A 16285-nucleotide genomic window follows, 5' to 3' on the forward strand; every position below is an offset into this window, starting at 1 on the left:
GTGAGTATTAACTCACTCAGTGTTAGTTACCTGGAAAGGCCGTAATGGTTGCGTATTACCCCGAGCTCGCGAAGCGGGTCCGAAGCCAGTCCGAGTTGCAGCCCGACCTTTACGGCGACTTTGATTTCGATCAGCAGCCGGAACGACTGGCCATCGAGCCCGACGTCGAATCCTCGTTGCCGGCCTGGGTCGCCGACCGCGCTCCCATCCTGGAGGACGAGCGTGTCCTGGAATTGATCAGCACTGCCACCATGCTCGGCGATGTCGTCGCGGATCCCTATGCGGCCCTTATGGGTACGTACAGCGTCTCGCAATTGATCGGCATGCTCAAGACCGCGTGCCGCGAGGGAATCGAGGCGGTGCCGGACGCGCCGCCGGAACTCGGGTCATTCATCGCCGCGATGGAAGACACCCCCGAGTGGATCGACTTTGACATGGTGCGCGAAGGCGCTCGCCAGGAACGCATCCCGGCGGCGCTGCTGGCGCCCTTCATTATCCGAGGGGCCTTCATCGCGACGTTCATGAATACCTACGCCGCGCTACCGATGGCCCTTACCGGCGCGCTCACCGGTAAGCGGGCCGCGCGGCGCGTGAACGAGACGGCCAGTTTCTTCGCCGTCACCACTCTGCCCGGCGCGCTGGACCGCTATGGCCCCGGCTTTGAGGCCGCCGCCATGGTCCGGTTGATGCATTCGATGGTGCGCTACAACGCGCTGAAGAAATCCGACAAGTGGGACGTCTCCGTCTACGGCATGCCGGTGCCACAGGTCGACCAGATGCCCGCCGGAATGATCGGTCAGTACCTGCTGGCCCGCCAGGCACGCCAGCAGGGCCGGACGAAGTTCACCAAGGAAGAACGGGCCGTCATCGAGTTCGCCAGGTACCGCTGCTTTCTGCTGGGTCTGCCCCCGGAGCTGTTGCCGTCGGAACCCGACGACATCATCCATGTCATGCATGCGCGCGCGGCACTGCTGCGCGACGGGTTCGACGACATCTGTCGGGAACTCGTGCAGGGCACGATGGCGGCATATCTGCGGCCCAACACCTCGCTGTTCGACCGGTGCGCAGACGCGGTCGAGAAGAGTTTCAGCAAGCTGACATTCGTCCGCACCTTCTGCAACGGCGACCGCCAGATCGCCGAAGCGATGGGCGTATCACTGGGGTCATTGGATCTCATCCGCGTCGCTCTCACAGCGCCCTTCATCATCGGGCGCTTCACCGCGGTGAGCCGCGCCAGTCGTATCCCCGTGCTCGCCGATGTGGTCGACGCGTATGTCATCGGGCTGCTCAAGCTGCGTCTGGCGGCGTACGGCAAGCCCGAATTCGTGACCGACGCAGCGCAATACACGCCAACCCCACACCGAGCGCCCGCGGTTCCGGTATAGCCGGCCCCAAGCGCATAGCGGGCACTATAGAAATCCTCAGCTTTTTCGGCCTCGGCGCGTGTAATGTGCACGGACGTTCGGTAAGTCCATCACGGGAATGAGGCTGGCGGGAGATGGCTGAGAAGTCGGGGTCGACGGAGTTTCACGGCAAGATCGAACTGGATATTCGCGACTCGGAACCCGATTGGGGGCCGTACGCCGCGCCGACCGCGCCGGAGAATTCGCCCAACGTCCTGTACCTGGTCTGGGACGACACCGGAATCGCCACCTGGGACTGCTTCGGCGGCCTGGTGGAGATGCCCGCGATGACGCGTATCGCCGAACGCGGCGTGCGCCTGTCGCAATTCCACACCACCGCCCTGTGTTCACCGACCCGGGCATCGCTGCTGACCGGTCGCAACGCGACCACCGTCGGCATGGCCACCATCGAAGAGTTCACCGACGGATTCCCCAACTGCCACGGCCGTATTCCGGCCGACACCGCGCTGTTGAGCGAAGTGCTCAACGAACGCGGCTACAACACCTACTGCATCGGCAAGTGGCACCTGACGCCGCTGGAGGAGTCCAGCATGGCGTCGACGAAGCGGCACTGGCCGACCTCCCGCGGATTCGAACGGTTCTACGGCTTCCTGGGTGGGGAGACCGACCAGTGGTACCCGGACCTGGTGTACGACAACCACCCCGTCAATCCGCCCGGCACGCCCGAGGACGGCTACCACCTGTCAAAGGACTTGGCCGACAAGACGATCGAGTTCATCCGTGACGCCAAGGTGATTGCGCCGGACAAGCCGTGGTTCAGCTATGTGTGCCCCGGCGCGGGGCACGCCCCTCATCACGTCTTCAAAGAATGGGCCGACAAGTACGCCGGCAAGTTCGACATGGGTTACGAAAAGTACCGCGAAATCGCGCTGGAAAGGCAGAAGGAACTCGGGCTCGTCCCGCCGGACACCAAGCTTTCGCCCATCAACCCCTACCTCGACGTGAAGGGGCCCAACGGTGAGTCGTGGCCGCTGCAAGACACGGTGCGGCCCTGGGACTCGCTCAACGACGAAGAGAAGAAGTTGTTCAGCCGGATGGCCGAAGTATTCGCCGGCTTCCTGAGCTACACCGACGCGCAGATCGGCCGCATCATGGACTACCTCGAGGAATCCGGTCAGATCGACAACACCATCATCGTCGTGATCTCCGACAACGGGGCCAGCGGCGAGGGTGGGCCCAACGGGTCGGTCAACGAAGGCAAGTTCTTCAACGGTTACATCGACACCGTCGAAGAAAGCATGAAGCTGTTCGATCACCTGGGCGGACCACAGACCTACAACCATTATCCGATCGGGTGGGCGATGGCCTTCAACACGCCCTACAAGCTGTTCAAGCGTTACGCCTCCCACGAAGGCGGCATCGCCGATCCCGCCATCATCTCCTGGCCCAACGGAATAGCGGCCCGGGGCGAAGTTCGGGACAACTATGTCAACGTCAGCGACATCACCCCGACCGTCTACGACCTGCTCGGTATGTCCCCGCCAGAGACCGTCAAGGGGATCCCGCAGAAGCCGCTCGATGGTGTGAGTTTCAAAGCGGCCCTTGATGATCCGGCCGCCGACACCGGGAAGACGACACAGTTCTACACCATGCTGGGTACCCGCGGGATCTGGCACGAGGGCTGGTTCGCCAACACCGTCCACGCGGCCACGCCGTCCGGTTGGAAGCACTTCGACGCCGACCGCTGGGAACTGTTCCACATCGAGCGCGACCGCAGCCAATCCCACGACCTGGCCGCCGAGAACCCGGAAAAGTTAGAAGAACTCAAGGCGCTGTGGTTTTCCGAGGCCGCCAAGTACAACGGTCTGCCGCTGTCGGATCTGAACATCTTCGAGACGATGACCCGGTCGCGGCCCTACCTGGTCACCGAACGAGACAGCTACATCTACTACCCGAACTGCGCCGACGTCGGTATCGGCGCCGCGCCCGAGATTCGCGGGCGGTCCTTCGCCCTCGTGGCCGACGTGACCATCGACACCACCGGCGCCGAAGGTGTGTTGTTCAAGCAGGGCGGCGCACACGGTGGGCACGTGCTGTTCATCCAGGACGGGCGCCTGCACTACGTTTACAACTTCCTCGGTGAGCGTCAGCAGCTGGTCTCGTCGGACGGGCCGGTCCCGTTGGGCAGGCACCTGCTCGGCGTGCGCTACAACCGGACGGGAACCGTGGCCAACAGTCATACGCCGCTGGGCGATCTCACGCTCTACTTCGATCACAGCCCGGTTGGCACGCTTGCCGACGTGGCGACACACCCGGGAACGTTCGGATTGGCGGGTGCGGGAATCACCGTGGGGCGCAACGGCGGCTCGAGCGTGTCCAGCCGCTACAAGGCGCCGTTCGTGTTCACCGGTGGAACCATCGCCAACGTCACCATGGATCTATCCGGTCGGCCCTACGAAGACGTCGAAACTGAACTGGCGCTAGCTTTTTCGCGCGACTGAATGTCAGCGAGACGAACGCATGCGGCGCTCGGGGCGGCCGTCCTGGTATGGCTGTCGGCTGTCGGGTGCGGGCACATCGGCGAGGGGTCCGACGACACTCAATCGCGTCCTGATCCGATAGAGCCCGCGCCGGGCATCGCGGTGACCACTTCCCAGCACATACCGCCCAATGCGACCCGCTGCGTCGTCACGCCAGGGGATGACGGGGAGGAGATCGTCGCTGCCGTCGCCGATCCCACCGCGCCGAGGATCACGATCAGGGTCCCCGACGGTTGGACAGCCGAAGAGGGAACGGGCGATATCGCGCTGGCGATGTCGGGTCCGCACTCCATGTCTGCGACGGTACGTATTGCACCGACTGACCCGACGCCGGAAAGCGCGTTCCTGCGTTACACCGCGGCGTTGGGCGGTGCGATGCAGCGCCTGAAGTTCGTCGTCACCGGCGCGCAGTTCTGCGGCTACAGCAGCGAGATATTGAGCGGGACCCTGCGTGGTGATTCGGCCAGAATCGATTTCGCCGACCGCATCACCCATATCCGGACCAACACCAGCTACTTCCTGGTGACCATCCACGTCGAGGCGCCGGGCGACACAGCCGAATTCGGGGCGGCAAAGTCGGTACTGCTGCAAGATTTCGGCGTCGTCATACCGTGAAAGGCGATAACTCCCCGTGACCACCGATGTGCCCCAGGCGCCACCCCCGCCACCGGAATCAGCGCCCACGCCGCAGTCGCAGCCGCAGTCGCGCCGACGCCGCGTACTGGTCACCGCCGGGCTTCTGCTGACCTTCCTGGTGGTCTATGCGTTGTCACTGGTTGGCGTCCACCTGCTGGGCAGATCCGGCCTTCCGTTGCCTCCGGTCGACATCAGCAAGTACGCGGCAGACGACACGATCGTGCAGTTGCGCCTCGGCGAGCTGAAGCCCGTCGCCGACCGCCTGTCGGTGAGCGTTCTCGTATATCCCAAGGAATCGTTGTACGACAAGAACTTTGGCGATCTGACCACCGATGCCGTGGTGCGTCTGTACCCGGCCAATGACCTGGGTGACCTGCAGTACCCGGTGGGAAAAGTCCCCGGACAGGTTGCAACAAGCATCGAAGCCCGTGGCACTCCGGCCAATTGGCCATTCGACTCTTACGCAACGGATGTCATTTCGGCTGACGTGTTCACCGGTCAGGGCGCGGATCGCCGAGTCGATACCGCTCGCGTCGAGGTGGTGGGGGCATTGGACGGTTGGGACGCCACCGTCACCCGCGTTCACGACCCGGACAATCCGGACCCAGACAGCAGGGACAACGTCGTCATCACCCTGCACCGGGCCAAGGGCACGCTGATCTTCGATGCCGGCATATGCCTGGTGCTGGTCGCCTTGCCCGCACTTGCGTTGTGGGTGGCCATTCCGATGGTGTCGGGTAGAGCCGCGTTCCTGCCGCCGTTTGCAACGTGGTTCGCCGCGATGCTGTTCGCCATCGTCCCGCTGCGCAACTTTCTTCCGGGCTCGCCGCCGCAGGGCTCGTGGATCGACCAGGCGCTGGTGTTGTGGGTGTTGATCGCGCTCGTTGTTGCGATGTTCCTTTATGTCCTCGCCTGGCACCGGGATCGAAAGAAGAAGACCTGAGCGTTGCGGCCCGAGGCCCGAAATATATTTTCGCAAACAGAGATTCGTCGCTTCTCGGCCGAGACATTGACGGGCCGGCGGGCTGATCGTTCCAACGCGTGAATCGGGCTGGAATTGATCGCACCCTCGCGCGGTGGGTAGGGGTCCGCTACCATCGCATCGGGCATTTTCATCTACCAACAGACTTCACAAGCGATGGGCTGGTTGACCGATGGCCACTAGTGCTCCTCCTTCTCCGCCCGCCACATCTTCACCACCGCGCCGCGATACACGTCGCGTCCTGATCGTCTTGGCGATGGTGCTGGGCTTCCTTACCGTCTACGCCCTTTCGTTGTTCGGCTTCCACGTCCTGGCCAAGGCCGGGGACCCGCTTCCGCCGCCGGATTTGGGCACCACCGAGGACACCGTGGTGGTGGTCCGATTGGAGGAGATGAAGCCCACTCCGAATCCGCGTCTTTCGGTGAAGGTGCTGGTGATCCCCGAAGACGACATGTACGACAGTCGCCTCCAAGTGCTCAAGACCGACACCGCCGTCCGCTTCTACCCGGAGAACGACCTGGGCGACCTGCTGTATCCGGCGGGCAAATCGCCGGCGCAAATGCCCACCACACTCGAGGCGCACGGTAATCCCGCCACCTGGCCGTTCGATTCCTACCGCACCGACCCCATCTCCGCCGATGTGCTGGTGGGGGAAGGCGATGCCCGCAAGTACATCCCGGCGCGTGTCGAAGTGACCGGAAAATTGGAGAATTGGGACGCGACGATCACCCGCGTCCACGATCCCTCAGATACCGAGAACCCGGACTCCCGCGACGACGTCATCATCACCCTGCACAGGTCGAAGGCCCCGCTGATCTTCGACCTCGGCCTCCTGCTGGTCCTTTTCGCAATGCCCACCTTGGCGCTCGCGGTGGCCATCCAGATCGCGTTGGGCAAGCGGAAATTCGCGCCGCCGTTCGTCACCTGGTTCGCCGCGATGCTGTTCGCGGTCATACCCATCCGCACGTTCTTGCCCGGCGCACCGCAGCCGGGCGCGTGGGTGGACCAGGCCCTGGTGCTCTGGGTGCTGCTCGGTCTGGTCGGGGCGATGGGTTTGTACATGTTCAGCTGGTACCGGCAATCTGACTAGGTGCTGACTGAACTGGTTGACCTCCCGGGCGGAACGTTCCGGATGGGATCGACGAGCTTTTATCCGGAAGAGGCCCCGATCCACACCGTGACGGTGGCCCCTTTCGCGATAGAGCGACACCCGGTGACCAACGCACAATTCGCTGAATTCGTCGCTGCCACAGGCTATGTCACGGTCGCGGAGCAACAGATCGACCCGGCGCTTTACCCCGGTGCCGATCCCGCCGACCTGGTTCCAGGGGGTCTGGTCTTCCGGCCGACGACGGGGCCGGTCGACCTACGCAACTGGCGGCAATGGTGGGAGTGGGTGCCGGGTGCTCACTGGCGTCAGCCCTTTGGGCCGGACAGCGATATTGCCGACAAAGCCGACCACCCCGTGGTGCAGGTGGCGTATACCGACGCCGCGGCCTATGCCCGGTGGGCCGGGAGGCGGTTGCCGACCGAGGCCGAGTGGGAGTTTGCGGCGCGTGCCGGCAGCACCACGGTTTACGCCTGGGGTGACGACCCTCAGCCCAATGGCCGGCTGATGGCCAACACTTGGCAGGGCAAGTTTCCGTACCGCAATGACGGTGCGCTGGGCTGGGTGGGGACTTCGCCCGTCGACACGTTCCCGCGAAACGCTTTTGGGCTGACCGACATGATCGGAAACGTGTGGGAATGGACGACGACCGAGTACTTCGGACATCACCGGCTAGACCAACCCCCGAAGGGCTGCTGCACGCCATCGGGACGGCCCGATCCGACCATCAACCAGACCCTCAAGGGGGGCTCCCACCTGTGCGCGCCGGAGTACTGCCACCGCTACCGGCCGGCCGCGCGTTCACCGCAGTCGCAAGACAGCGCGACCACCCACATCGGATTCCGCTGCGTGGCGGATCCCAGCGAAGCCGAACACCGGTAGCGACGGTGTGACGAGACGGCTGTCCGCAACACCCCCGGTTGCTACGATCTGACCTCGTGTCGGTAGATGCGCGGCCGCCCGGCGAGTCGACTGCCGACCCCGAACCGGCACCGGCCACGCCGGGGCAGCACCCCGAGCCCAAACACATGACGGTGCGTCAGCACCTGGTGCTCGATACCTCCATCATCATCGGTGTCGCCGTCGCCTGGATTGTGTTGATACTCAGCTATACCTGGCTGGCCCAGCCTCCGCTGCCGAAGGTGAATGCGGGCACCACCGACGACACCCTGGTGGTCATCCACGTAGAGAAACTGGACACGAAGGACCAGCGCCTCGGGGTCAAGGTGTTGCTCAAGCCCGATGCCTCGATCTTGGATCCGCGGCTGCACCGCCTGACCGCCGATACCGCCGTGCGGTTCGTGTCCCAGAGCGACCTCGGCGAGTTGGAGTACGAGAGGGGGAAAGCGCCGCACCCGGTCGAGGCGACCATCGACGCGCGCGGCGACGCGCTGCACTGGCCCTTCGATACCTACACCACCGACCCCATCCAGGCCGAGTGGCTGGCCGGGGCCGGCGACAGCGCCCACTACGAGAACGCCCGCGTCGAAGTGGACGGCGTGGTAGACGGATTCGACATCTTTCTCGACCGGGTCGGCGAGGACGATCCGAACTCGCACCGACCCGACGCCGTGGTCATCACCTTGAAGCGGGCAAACGGCCCCTTGTTCTTCGACATCGGAATCTGCCTGGTCCTGCTCACGCTGCCGGCGCTGGCGTTGTTCGTCGCCATCCAGATGGTCACGCAGCGGCGGGCATTCGTGCCGCCCTTCGGCACCTGGTACGCCGCGATGCTGTTCGCGGTGGTGCCGTTGCGCAACTTCCTTCCCGGTTCGCCGCCGACGGGCGCGTGGATCGACCAGGCCCTGGTGATCTGGGTGTTGCTGGGCCTGGCCGCGGCCATGGTGATCTACATCGTGGCGTGGTATCGGGACAAAGATCGGGCGATGAAATAGCCCGGCGGATCGACGGCCTAAGACCTACCTACCGCCGCCCAGGCCGCCCGTGCCGCCGGTGCCGCCGTTGCCACCGGCAGCACCCGTAGCCGGGTCGCCGGACGTGCCGACCTTGCCCACGGCGCCGACGGTTCCGTCCCCGGTTCCGCCGTGACCGCCGGAGCCGCCGAACCCGCCGTCGCCGGCCAGACCTTTTGTCGTGCCGGTGCCGCCCACCCCGCCGACGCCGCCGGCGCCACCGGCACCGCCGTTGCCACCACGCAGGCCGGTGCTCGGCATTGCGTTGCCGCCAACCCCGCCGACGCCACCGACACCGCCCTGCCCGCCCGCGCCACCGACCGCGCCCGGACCGGTCGCGGCGCCGCCTACACCACCCGTCCCGGCGACGCCGCCCTTGCCGCCGCCCCCGCCGCTGAAGATTCCGTTTCCAGGCGAGCCCGACCCACCGGCCCCGCCCGTGCCGCCCGTTCCGCCGGCACCGGCGACGTTTTGCAGAATGCCGCCAGAGCTGGCACCTCCGGTCCCCCCGACGCCGCCCACCCCGCCGTAGCCTCCGGTCACGCTGCCCGAGGTACTCGACTGGGTGATGTCGCTGCCGCGGCCGCCGTCACCGCCTTGGCCACCGTTGCCGCCCGCCGCATACAGGTCGCCCGTACCGGCGGCGCCGCCGGTCCCGCCCTTACCGCCCGCGCCGCCCTGTACGCCGACGTATGTACCGCTGTCGATGTAGTTCGGCATGGCGGCGCCGCCGGTCCCGCCCTTGCCACCGTCGCCGCCGGCACCGCCCACTTCGCTGAACGCGCCGCCTGTCCCGGCCTTGCCGCCCGCCCCGCCGTCGCCGCCGTTCCCGCCGACGCCACCGGCGGGCGCCGCGGCTCGCACACCGGCACCGCCGGTGCCGCCGGCGCCGCCGTCGCCGCCGGCGCCGCTGGCGCCGTTGACTCCGCCGTAGCCGGAATTGCCGCCATCGCCGCCGACGCCCCCGTTGCCACCGCGGCCGCCGGCGTCACCGGCGCCGGGGAGCCCGCCGACGTAGATCGAGTCCGCCCCGTTGGCGCCCGCGCCACCGTTGCCGCCGCGCTCGCCCGCGCCGCCATTGCCCCAGATGGCGCCGTCCCCACCGTCGCCGCCCCGGCCACCGGCGCCGCCTTGGCTGCCCGCCGGGGCTATGGCCCCGCCTTGGCCCAGGTCGGTGCCGCCCTTGCCGCCTTGACCCCCTTGCCCGCCGGCACCGCCGTTGCCGCCGGTGCCCGTGGTGCCGCCGGAACCTCCGTCGCCGCCCCGGCCGCCGGCTGCTCCGAGGCCGCCGTCGTAGCCGGCCTTTCCGGTCGCGCCGCTGCCGCCGGTACCTCCGAGCCCGCCGTCGCCGCCCGTACCGTCGAGTCCCTTCACGCCGCCGGTGCCGACGCCACCGGCCTCGCCGCCAGTACCGCCATTGCCGCCGCGGCCACCGTTGCCACCGGCGGTGGCGTTGTTTTTGCCGTCGTCGTGGTAGCCCGTCCCACCGTCGCCGCCGTGACCGCCGAGACCACCGGCGCCGCCGGACCCGCTGGTGCCGGTCGTGCCTCCGGCGCTGCCGCCTTGGCCGCCCTGACCGCCCTTGCCGCCGGCCGCCCCGTTGCCGCCCAGGTCGCCCGCGTCAGCGGCGGCGGCTCCGGTGCCACCCGCTCCACCTGCACCCCCGTTACCCCCGTGACCGCCCGCGCCCACCGTGCCGCCGGTGCCGACCGCCCCGGCCGCACCCCCGGCGCCGCCACTGCCGCCCCGGCCACCGCTGCCGCCCGCGGTGGTGTCGTTGACGCCGTCGCCGTGGTAGCCCGCCCCGCCGACCCCGCCTTGACCGCCGAAACCGCCCGCGCCACCAGATCCGTTGATGCCGTTTGCGCCCCCGGCGCTGCCACCCTGGCCGCCCTGGCCGCCCTTACCGCCGAAGCCGCCGTCGCCACCGAGGTCGCCCGCCGAGGCCGCCGCGGATCCGCTGCCGCCCGCTCCGCCGTCGCCGCCGCTACCCGCCCGGCCACCGGCGCCGACCGCGCCGCCGCCTCCGCCGGTACCCGCCACGCCGCCGGTACCTCCGTCACCACCGGCGCCGCCCTGGCCACCGCCACCGGCACCAGTCCCGATGTCCGCACCGCCGACACCGCCGGTACCGCCCGCGCCGCCTGCTCCACCGGTGCCACCGGAGCCGTTGAAACCGCCGGCACTCGAGTTGCCCCCGGCGCCGCCATTGCCGCCGGTTCCGCCGCGATAGCCGTCGGCCGCGAGGCCGCCGCCCGGCCCGCGCGAAGCGCCGACATCGCCCGCGCCACCCGATCCGCCGGTCCCGCCGTTTCCGCCCACGCCGGCGTTGCCGGCGTTGCCGCCAAATCCCAACAGCCCGCCGGCGCCCCCCGCGCCGCCGACGCCGGCGTCGCCGCCGGTGGCTCCGTGACCGCCGTTTCCGCCGACCGTGCCGTAGCCCAGGCCGACGCCGCCCGTCCCGCCATCACCGCCGGCACCGCCGTTGCCGCCCAGGCCGCCGACCCCGCCGCGGCTGAACAGGCCGTGAGCGGCACCGCCGACGCCGCCCGCGCCGCCGACGCCGCCGGCGAAGCCGTCACCACCGGCCCAACCACCAGCGGCCCCCGTGGCGCCAAATCCGCCGACACCGCCGGTGCCGCCGGCCCCGCCGGTGCCACCGGCAGAGAAGGCGAGGGCCCTGCTGACGCCCCCGGCGCCGCCCACCCCGCCGGACCCCCCGGTCTGGCCGGGCGCCCCGGCGGCGCCGTCACCGCCGACACCGCCCGCGCCACCGTTGCCGAGCAGGTAGCCGCTGGCACCCCCGGCGCCACCCGTGCCGCCGGACCCGCCGGTGCCGAAGCCGGCACCCCCAGCACCGCCGGCACCCCCGTTGCCCACCAGCAGACCGCCCGTGCCGCCGGATCCGCCGGCGAACCCGGGCGCTCCGGTGCCGCCAACACCGCCGCTGCCGAACAGGACCGCGGAGCCCCCGGCGCCTCCCGCCGCGCCGGCCCCGCCGACGCCACCGGCACCGCCATTGCCGAACAACAATCCGCCGGTGCCGCCCGTTCCGCCGATGGCGCCGACCGCACCCGCACCTCCGGTCCCGCCATTTCCGATCAGCCCGGCCGCCCCGCCGTGGCCGCCGCGGCCGTCGTAACCGTTGCCTCCGTTACCCCACAACAGGCCGCCGGGTTGCCCGTTGGGGCTTGCCGCGGTGCCGGCGGCGCCGTCTCCGATGAGTGGACGCCCGAGCAGGAATTCGGTGGGCGCATTGATCACGCCGAGGACGGACCGTTCGAGTGCCTGCAGGGGCGCGGCGTTGGCGGCCTCGGCGAGGCCGTACGCCGACCCGCCCGAGGCCAAGGTCCGCACAAACTGATCGTGGAACAGCGCAACATCCCTGGTGAGCGCCTGGTAATCGTGAGCGAAGCCGCCGAACAGCGCGGAGATGGCCACTGACACCTCGTCGGCCCCCGCAGCCAGCACTTGGGTGGTGGAACCGGCCGCCGCCGCGTTGGCTGCAGCGAGCGTAGATCCGATTCGGCTCAACTCCTGGGTGGCCGTCGCGAACGTCTCGGGTACTGCAGTCACAAAGGTCGACATGGGGCTCCGCTCATCGGCATAGGACACGACGTCGAAAGACTGGCTACGTAGCTGCGGTCACAGTGCCACGGTCGGGCCGGTGCATTTCGTTGCCGAATTCGATTGACGGGCAACGCCAGAGGTTTTGTGGGGTAAAACCAAGTGGGCGGACCACCGGTGCGGTCGCGCCCCCGCCGCAACGATTCCGGTAACGCTTGCTTATGCGTTCTAGCTGCGGTTAGAGCGCCGACAGCAATGCTGGACTCGGTGGATTTCGCGCCCGTCCCGAGTTTCGGGCCGCGTATTTTCCAGGCGCAAGAAGCGCCGTGAAAGCACCGCGGTATTTCATAGAAACACGGTGACGCGAAACATAAATGCGCTGACGGATAATGGACCGTGCCGCCTCGGTCGCACAGCTGTGCCTCGCCGGGGAGCGGGCAACGTCTCGACGGTCGAATTGAAGATCGGCCGAATTTGGCGCTGGGCTGGCCTTCCCCTAGACTCTAGGGGTTGCCTTGGGCAGACCTCGGCCGGTTCGCTGGCCCTGCGTGCCCTTCGACGACAAACAGACCGCGCACGTCAGGTGAGTTTTTCCTGCCGTGCACACGTCAGAAAACAGGTCAGGAGATCTAGTGATTCAGCAGGAATCGCGGCTGAAGGTCGCCGATAACACCGGCGCCAAGGAGATCTTGTGCATCCGTGTGCTCGGCGGCTCGTCGCGACGCTACGCCGGCATCGGTGACGTCATCGTCGCCACCGTCAAAGACGCCATCCCCGGCGGCAACGTCAAGCGTGGGGACGTCGTCAAGGCGGTCGTGGTGCGCACGGTCAAGGAGCGCCGCCGGCCCGATGGCAGTTACATCAAGTTCGATGAGAACGCGGCAGTGATCATCAAGCCCGACAACGACCCGCGCGGGACGCGCATCTTTGGGCCGGTCGGGCGTGAACTGCGCGAGAAGCGGTTCATGAAGATCATCTCGCTCGCCCCGGAGGTGTTGTAGATGAAGGTCCACAAAGGCGACACCGTGCTGGTCATCGCGGGTAAGGACAAGGGCGCCAAAGGCAAAGTGCTGCAGGCTTACCCAAGCCGCAACCGGGTGCTCGTCGAAGGTGTCAACCGGATCAAGAAGCACACCGCGGTTTCGGCCAACCAGCGCGGCGCGCAGTCCGGCGGCATCGTCACCCAGGAGGCGCCGATTCACGTGTCGAACGTGATGGTCGTCGACTCCGACGGCAAGCCCACCCGGATCGGTTACCGCGTCGACGAGGAAACCGGTAAGCGGGTTCGCATCTCGAAGCGCAACGGCAAGGACATCTGATGACTACTGCAGAGAAAGTTCAGCCGCGCCTGAAGCTGCGCTACCGCAACGAGATCCGGGACGCGCTGCAACAGCAGTTCAACTACGCCAACGTCATGCAGGTCCCGACGGTGACGAAGGTTGTGGTCAACATGGGCGTCGGCGAGGCCGCCCGCGATGCCAAGCTGATCAACGGCGCGGTCAACGACCTGGCGCTGATCACCGGGCAGCGGCCGGAGATTCGCCGCGCGCGCAAGTCGATCGCACAGTTCAAGTTGCGCGAGGGCATGCCGGTGGGTGTGCGCGTGACGCTGCGCGGCGACCGGATGTGGGAGTTCCTCGACCGACTGACCTCGATCGCGCTGCCTCGTATCCGCGACTTCCGCGGCTTGTCGCCCAAGCAGTTCGACGGGGTCGGCAACTACACCTTCGGGCTGGCCGAGCAATCGGTGTTCCACGAGATCGATGTGGACAAGATCGACCGAGTCCGCGGCATGGACATCAACGTAGTCACCTCGGCGACGAACGACGACGAAGGACGAGCGCTGTTGCGGGCCCTCGGCTTTCCCTTCAAGGAGAACTGAGCAGATGGCAAAGAAAGCACTGGTCAACAAGGCGCAACGCAAGCCGAAGTTTGCGGTGCGCGGCTACACCCGCTGCAGCAAGTGCGGTCGCCCGCGCGCGGTATTCCGCAAGTTCGGGCTGTGCCGGATCTGCCTGCGCGAGATGGCGCATGCGGGCGAATTGCCCGGCGTGCAGAAGAGCAGCTGGTGACAGGACACAGGGACTAACCATGACCGCGATGACGACGATGCAGAGCGTAGCGATGAAGAGGAGCAGCGCTCGATGACTATGACGGATCCAATCGCAGACTTCTTGACCCGTCTGCGCAACGCCAACTCGGCGTACCACGACGAGGTGCGCTTGCCGCACTCCAAGCTGAAGGCCAACATCGCCCAGATCCTGAAGAACGAGGGCTACATCACCGACTTCCGCACCGAGGATGCTCGGGTGGGCAAGTCGCTGGTGGTGCAGCTCAAGTACGGGCCCAGCCGCGAGCGCAGCATCGCCGGCTTGAAGCGGGTGTCCAAGCCTGGCCTGCGGGTGTACGCGAAATCCACCAACCTGCCGCGAGTGCTCGGCGGCCTTGGCGTCGCAATCATTTCGACGTCCTCGGGTCTCCTCACTGACCGTCAGGCAGCCAGACAGGGCGTGGGCGGCGAAGTCCTCGCATACGTTTGGTGAGAGGGAATAACCATGTCTCGCATTGGTAAGCAACCGGTCCCGGTTCCCGCCGGGGTCGACGTAACGATCGATGGTCAGAATGTCTCGGTGAAGGGACCCAAGGGCACCCTGGAGCTGACCGTGGCCGAGCCGATCAAGGTCGCGCGCAACGAGGATGGCGCGATCGTGGTCACCCGTCCCGACGACGACCGGCGCAGCCGTTCGCTGCACGGGCTGTCCCGCACCCTGCTGGCCAACCTGGTCACCGGTGTGACGGAGGGTTACACCACCAAGATGGAGATCCACGGCGTCGGCTACCGCGTCCAGCAAAAGGGCAGCAATCTGGAGTTCGCGCTCGGATACAGCCACCCGGTGGTGATCGAGGCCCCCGAAGGCATCACGTTCGCGGTGCAAGCACCGACGAAGTTCACGGTCTCGGGGATCGACAAGCAGAAGGTCGGTCAGATCTCGGCGAATATCCGTCGCCTGCGCCGTCCCGACCCCTACAAGGGCAAGGGCGTGCGCTACGAAGGCGAGCAGATCCGCCGCAAGGTCGGAAAGACAGGTAAGTAGTTATGGCGCAATCTGTTTCGGCAACACGACGGGTTTCCCGGCTGCGTCGGCACGCGCGGCTGCGCAAGAAGGTCGCCGGCACCGGGCAACGCCCCCGGTTGGTAGTGCACCGCTCTTCGCGGCACATTCACGTGCAGCTCGTGAACGACCAGAACGGCACCACCGTGGCCGCCGCATCGTCGATCGAGGCCGACGTGCGCGGCCTGGACGGAGACAAAAAAGCCCGCAGCGTGCGGGTCGGGCAATTGATCGCCGAGCGCGCCAAGGCCGCCGGCATCGACACCGTGGTCTTCGACCGCGGCGGGTACACCTACGGCGGACGGATCGCGGCTCTGGCCGACGCCGCCCGCGAGAACGGATTGAGTTTCTGATGAACGGAAGGACCGCATAATGGCGGAGCAATCGGCTGGCGGCCCGACAGACAGCCGTGGCCAAGACAGCCGTGACAGCCGCGACTCGCGGGACGGCCGTGGCCGCCGCGACGGTGGTGGCCGTGGCGGCCGGGACCGGGACGGGGACAAGAGCAACTACCTCGAACGGGTCGTCGCCATCAACCGCGTCTCCAAGGTGGTCAAGGGTGGTCGACGGTTCAGCTTCACCGCGTTGGTCATCGTTGGTGACGGCGCGGGGATGGTCGGTGTCGGCTACGGCAAGGCCAAGGAAGTTCCCGCGGCGATCGCCAAGGGCGTCGAGGAGGCTCGCAAGGGCTTCTTCCGGGTGCCCCTGATCGGCGGCACCATCACCCACCCGGTGCAGGGCGAGGCGGCGGCCGGCGTGGTGCTGCTGCGCCCGGCCAGCCCGGGTACCGGTGTGATCGCCGGCGGCGCGGCCCGTGCGGTGCTGGAATGCGCTGGGGTGCACGACATCCTGGCGAAGTCACTGGGCAGCGACAATGCCATCAACGTGGTGCACGCCACCGTCGCCGCCCTCAAGATGCTGCAGCGTCCCGAGGAGGTGGCCGCCCGCCGCGGTCTGCCCATCGAGGATGTTGCCCCCGCCGGCATGCTGAAGGCGCGACGGGAAAGTGACGCGCTGGCTGCGGCTCACAGTTCGGGCGCTGCCCGGGAGGGTACGGCATAA

Annotated in this window: 16 protein-coding genes; 15 read left to right on the forward strand and 1 reads right to left on the reverse strand. The window is 67.5% G+C overall.

All coding sequences use genetic code 11. The features are described 5' to 3' along the window. The first annotated feature begins 44 nt into the window (after positions 1-44). From G6N68_RS03115 to G6N68_RS03145, 7 genes are all read left to right on the forward strand, one after another. A complete protein-coding gene (locus G6N68_RS03115) occupies positions 45-1385 on the forward strand; it encodes an oxygenase MpaB family protein (protein WP_163707740.1) in 1341 nt (446 codons plus the stop codon). A 113-nt stretch (positions 1386-1498) separates the two neighbouring features. Beyond that, the gene (locus G6N68_RS03120; protein WP_163707743.1) at positions 1499-3865 is read left to right on the forward strand and encodes an arylsulfatase; all 2367 of its coding nucleotides are present in this window, start codon (positions 1499-1501) and stop codon (positions 3863-3865) included. Continuing rightward, positions 3866-4519: a hypothetical protein gene (locus tag G6N68_RS30475; protein WP_240355346.1), complete on the forward strand. Its 654-nt coding sequence runs from the start codon at positions 3866-3868 to the stop codon at positions 4517-4519. It abuts the gene before it with no gap. A gap of 16 nt (positions 4520-4535) precedes the next feature. Beyond that, on the forward strand, positions 4536-5483 hold the full coding sequence (locus G6N68_RS03130) for a DUF4436 domain-containing protein (RefSeq protein WP_371871527.1): 948 nt from the start codon (positions 4536-4538) through the stop codon (positions 5481-5483). A 211-nt stretch (positions 5484-5694) separates the two neighbouring features. Continuing rightward, a complete protein-coding gene (locus tag G6N68_RS03135) occupies positions 5695-6612 on the forward strand; it encodes a DUF4436 domain-containing protein (RefSeq protein WP_163707747.1) in 918 nt (305 codons plus the stop codon). Next, the gene (locus tag G6N68_RS03140) at positions 6613-7512 is read left to right on the forward strand and encodes a formylglycine-generating enzyme family protein (RefSeq protein WP_163707749.1); all 900 of its coding nucleotides are present in this window, start codon (positions 6613-6615) and stop codon (positions 7510-7512) included. A gap of 56 nt (positions 7513-7568) precedes the next feature. After that, positions 7569-8525: a DUF4436 domain-containing protein gene (locus tag G6N68_RS03145; protein ID WP_240355347.1), complete on the forward strand. Its 957-nt coding sequence runs from the start codon at positions 7569-7571 to the stop codon at positions 8523-8525. Between the two features lie 24 nt (positions 8526-8549). Here G6N68_RS03145 and G6N68_RS03150 read toward each other — a convergent pair whose 3' ends face one another. Beyond that, positions 8550-12131 carry a PE family protein gene (locus G6N68_RS03150; protein WP_163707752.1) on the reverse strand — a complete coding sequence of 1194 codons (3582 nt, stop codon included), beginning with the start codon at positions 12129-12131 and terminating at the stop codon, positions 8550-8552. 611 nt (positions 12132-12742) lie between these two features. Here G6N68_RS03150 and rplN point away from each other — a divergent pair. The 8 genes from rplN to rpsE all read left to right on the forward strand — a co-directional run bounded on the left by rplN (position 12743) and on the right by rpsE (position 16285). Beyond that, positions 12743-13111, forward strand: coding sequence for a 50S ribosomal protein L14 (gene rplN, locus G6N68_RS03155; protein ID WP_003403649.1), 369 nt, complete (start codon positions 12743-12745; stop codon positions 13109-13111). Continuing rightward, positions 13112-13429, forward strand: a complete 318-nt coding sequence (rplX, locus tag G6N68_RS03160) for a 50S ribosomal protein L24 (protein ID WP_069417603.1) — start codon at positions 13112-13114, stop codon at positions 13427-13429. It abuts the gene before it with no gap. Next, complete coding sequence (gene rplE, locus G6N68_RS03165; RefSeq protein ID WP_163707755.1) at positions 13429-13992, forward strand: 50S ribosomal protein L5; 564 nt, start codon at positions 13429-13431, stop codon at positions 13990-13992. The genes rplX and rplE overlap by 1 nt, the downstream gene beginning before the upstream one ends. Positions 13993-13996: 4 nt before the next feature. After that, entirely contained in the window at positions 13997-14182 is a 186-nt protein-coding gene (locus G6N68_RS03170) for a type Z 30S ribosomal protein S14 (RefSeq protein WP_069417601.1), read from the forward strand. 72 nt (positions 14183-14254) lie between these two features. Next, positions 14255-14653 (forward strand): 30S ribosomal protein S8, encoded by a 399-nt coding sequence (gene rpsH / locus G6N68_RS03175; protein ID WP_163707759.1) that lies wholly within the window; start codon positions 14255-14257, stop codon positions 14651-14653. Between the two features lie 12 nt (positions 14654-14665). After that, positions 14666-15205, forward strand: a complete 540-nt coding sequence (gene rplF / locus G6N68_RS03180) for a 50S ribosomal protein L6 (protein WP_163707763.1) — start codon at positions 14666-14668, stop codon at positions 15203-15205. 2 nt (positions 15206-15207) lie between these two features. After that, positions 15208-15576, forward strand: coding sequence for a 50S ribosomal protein L18 (gene rplR, locus G6N68_RS03185; protein WP_163707766.1), 369 nt, complete (start codon positions 15208-15210; stop codon positions 15574-15576). A 19-nt stretch (positions 15577-15595) separates the two neighbouring features. Next, positions 15596-16285 carry a 30S ribosomal protein S5 gene (gene rpsE / locus G6N68_RS03190; protein WP_163707769.1) on the forward strand — a complete coding sequence of 230 codons (690 nt, stop codon included), beginning with the start codon at positions 15596-15598 and terminating at the stop codon, positions 16283-16285.

The sequence above is a fragment of the Mycobacterium bourgelatii genome (assembly GCF_010723575.1).
Lineage (GTDB): Bacteria > Actinomycetota > Actinomycetes > Mycobacteriales > Mycobacteriaceae > Mycobacterium > Mycobacterium bourgelatii.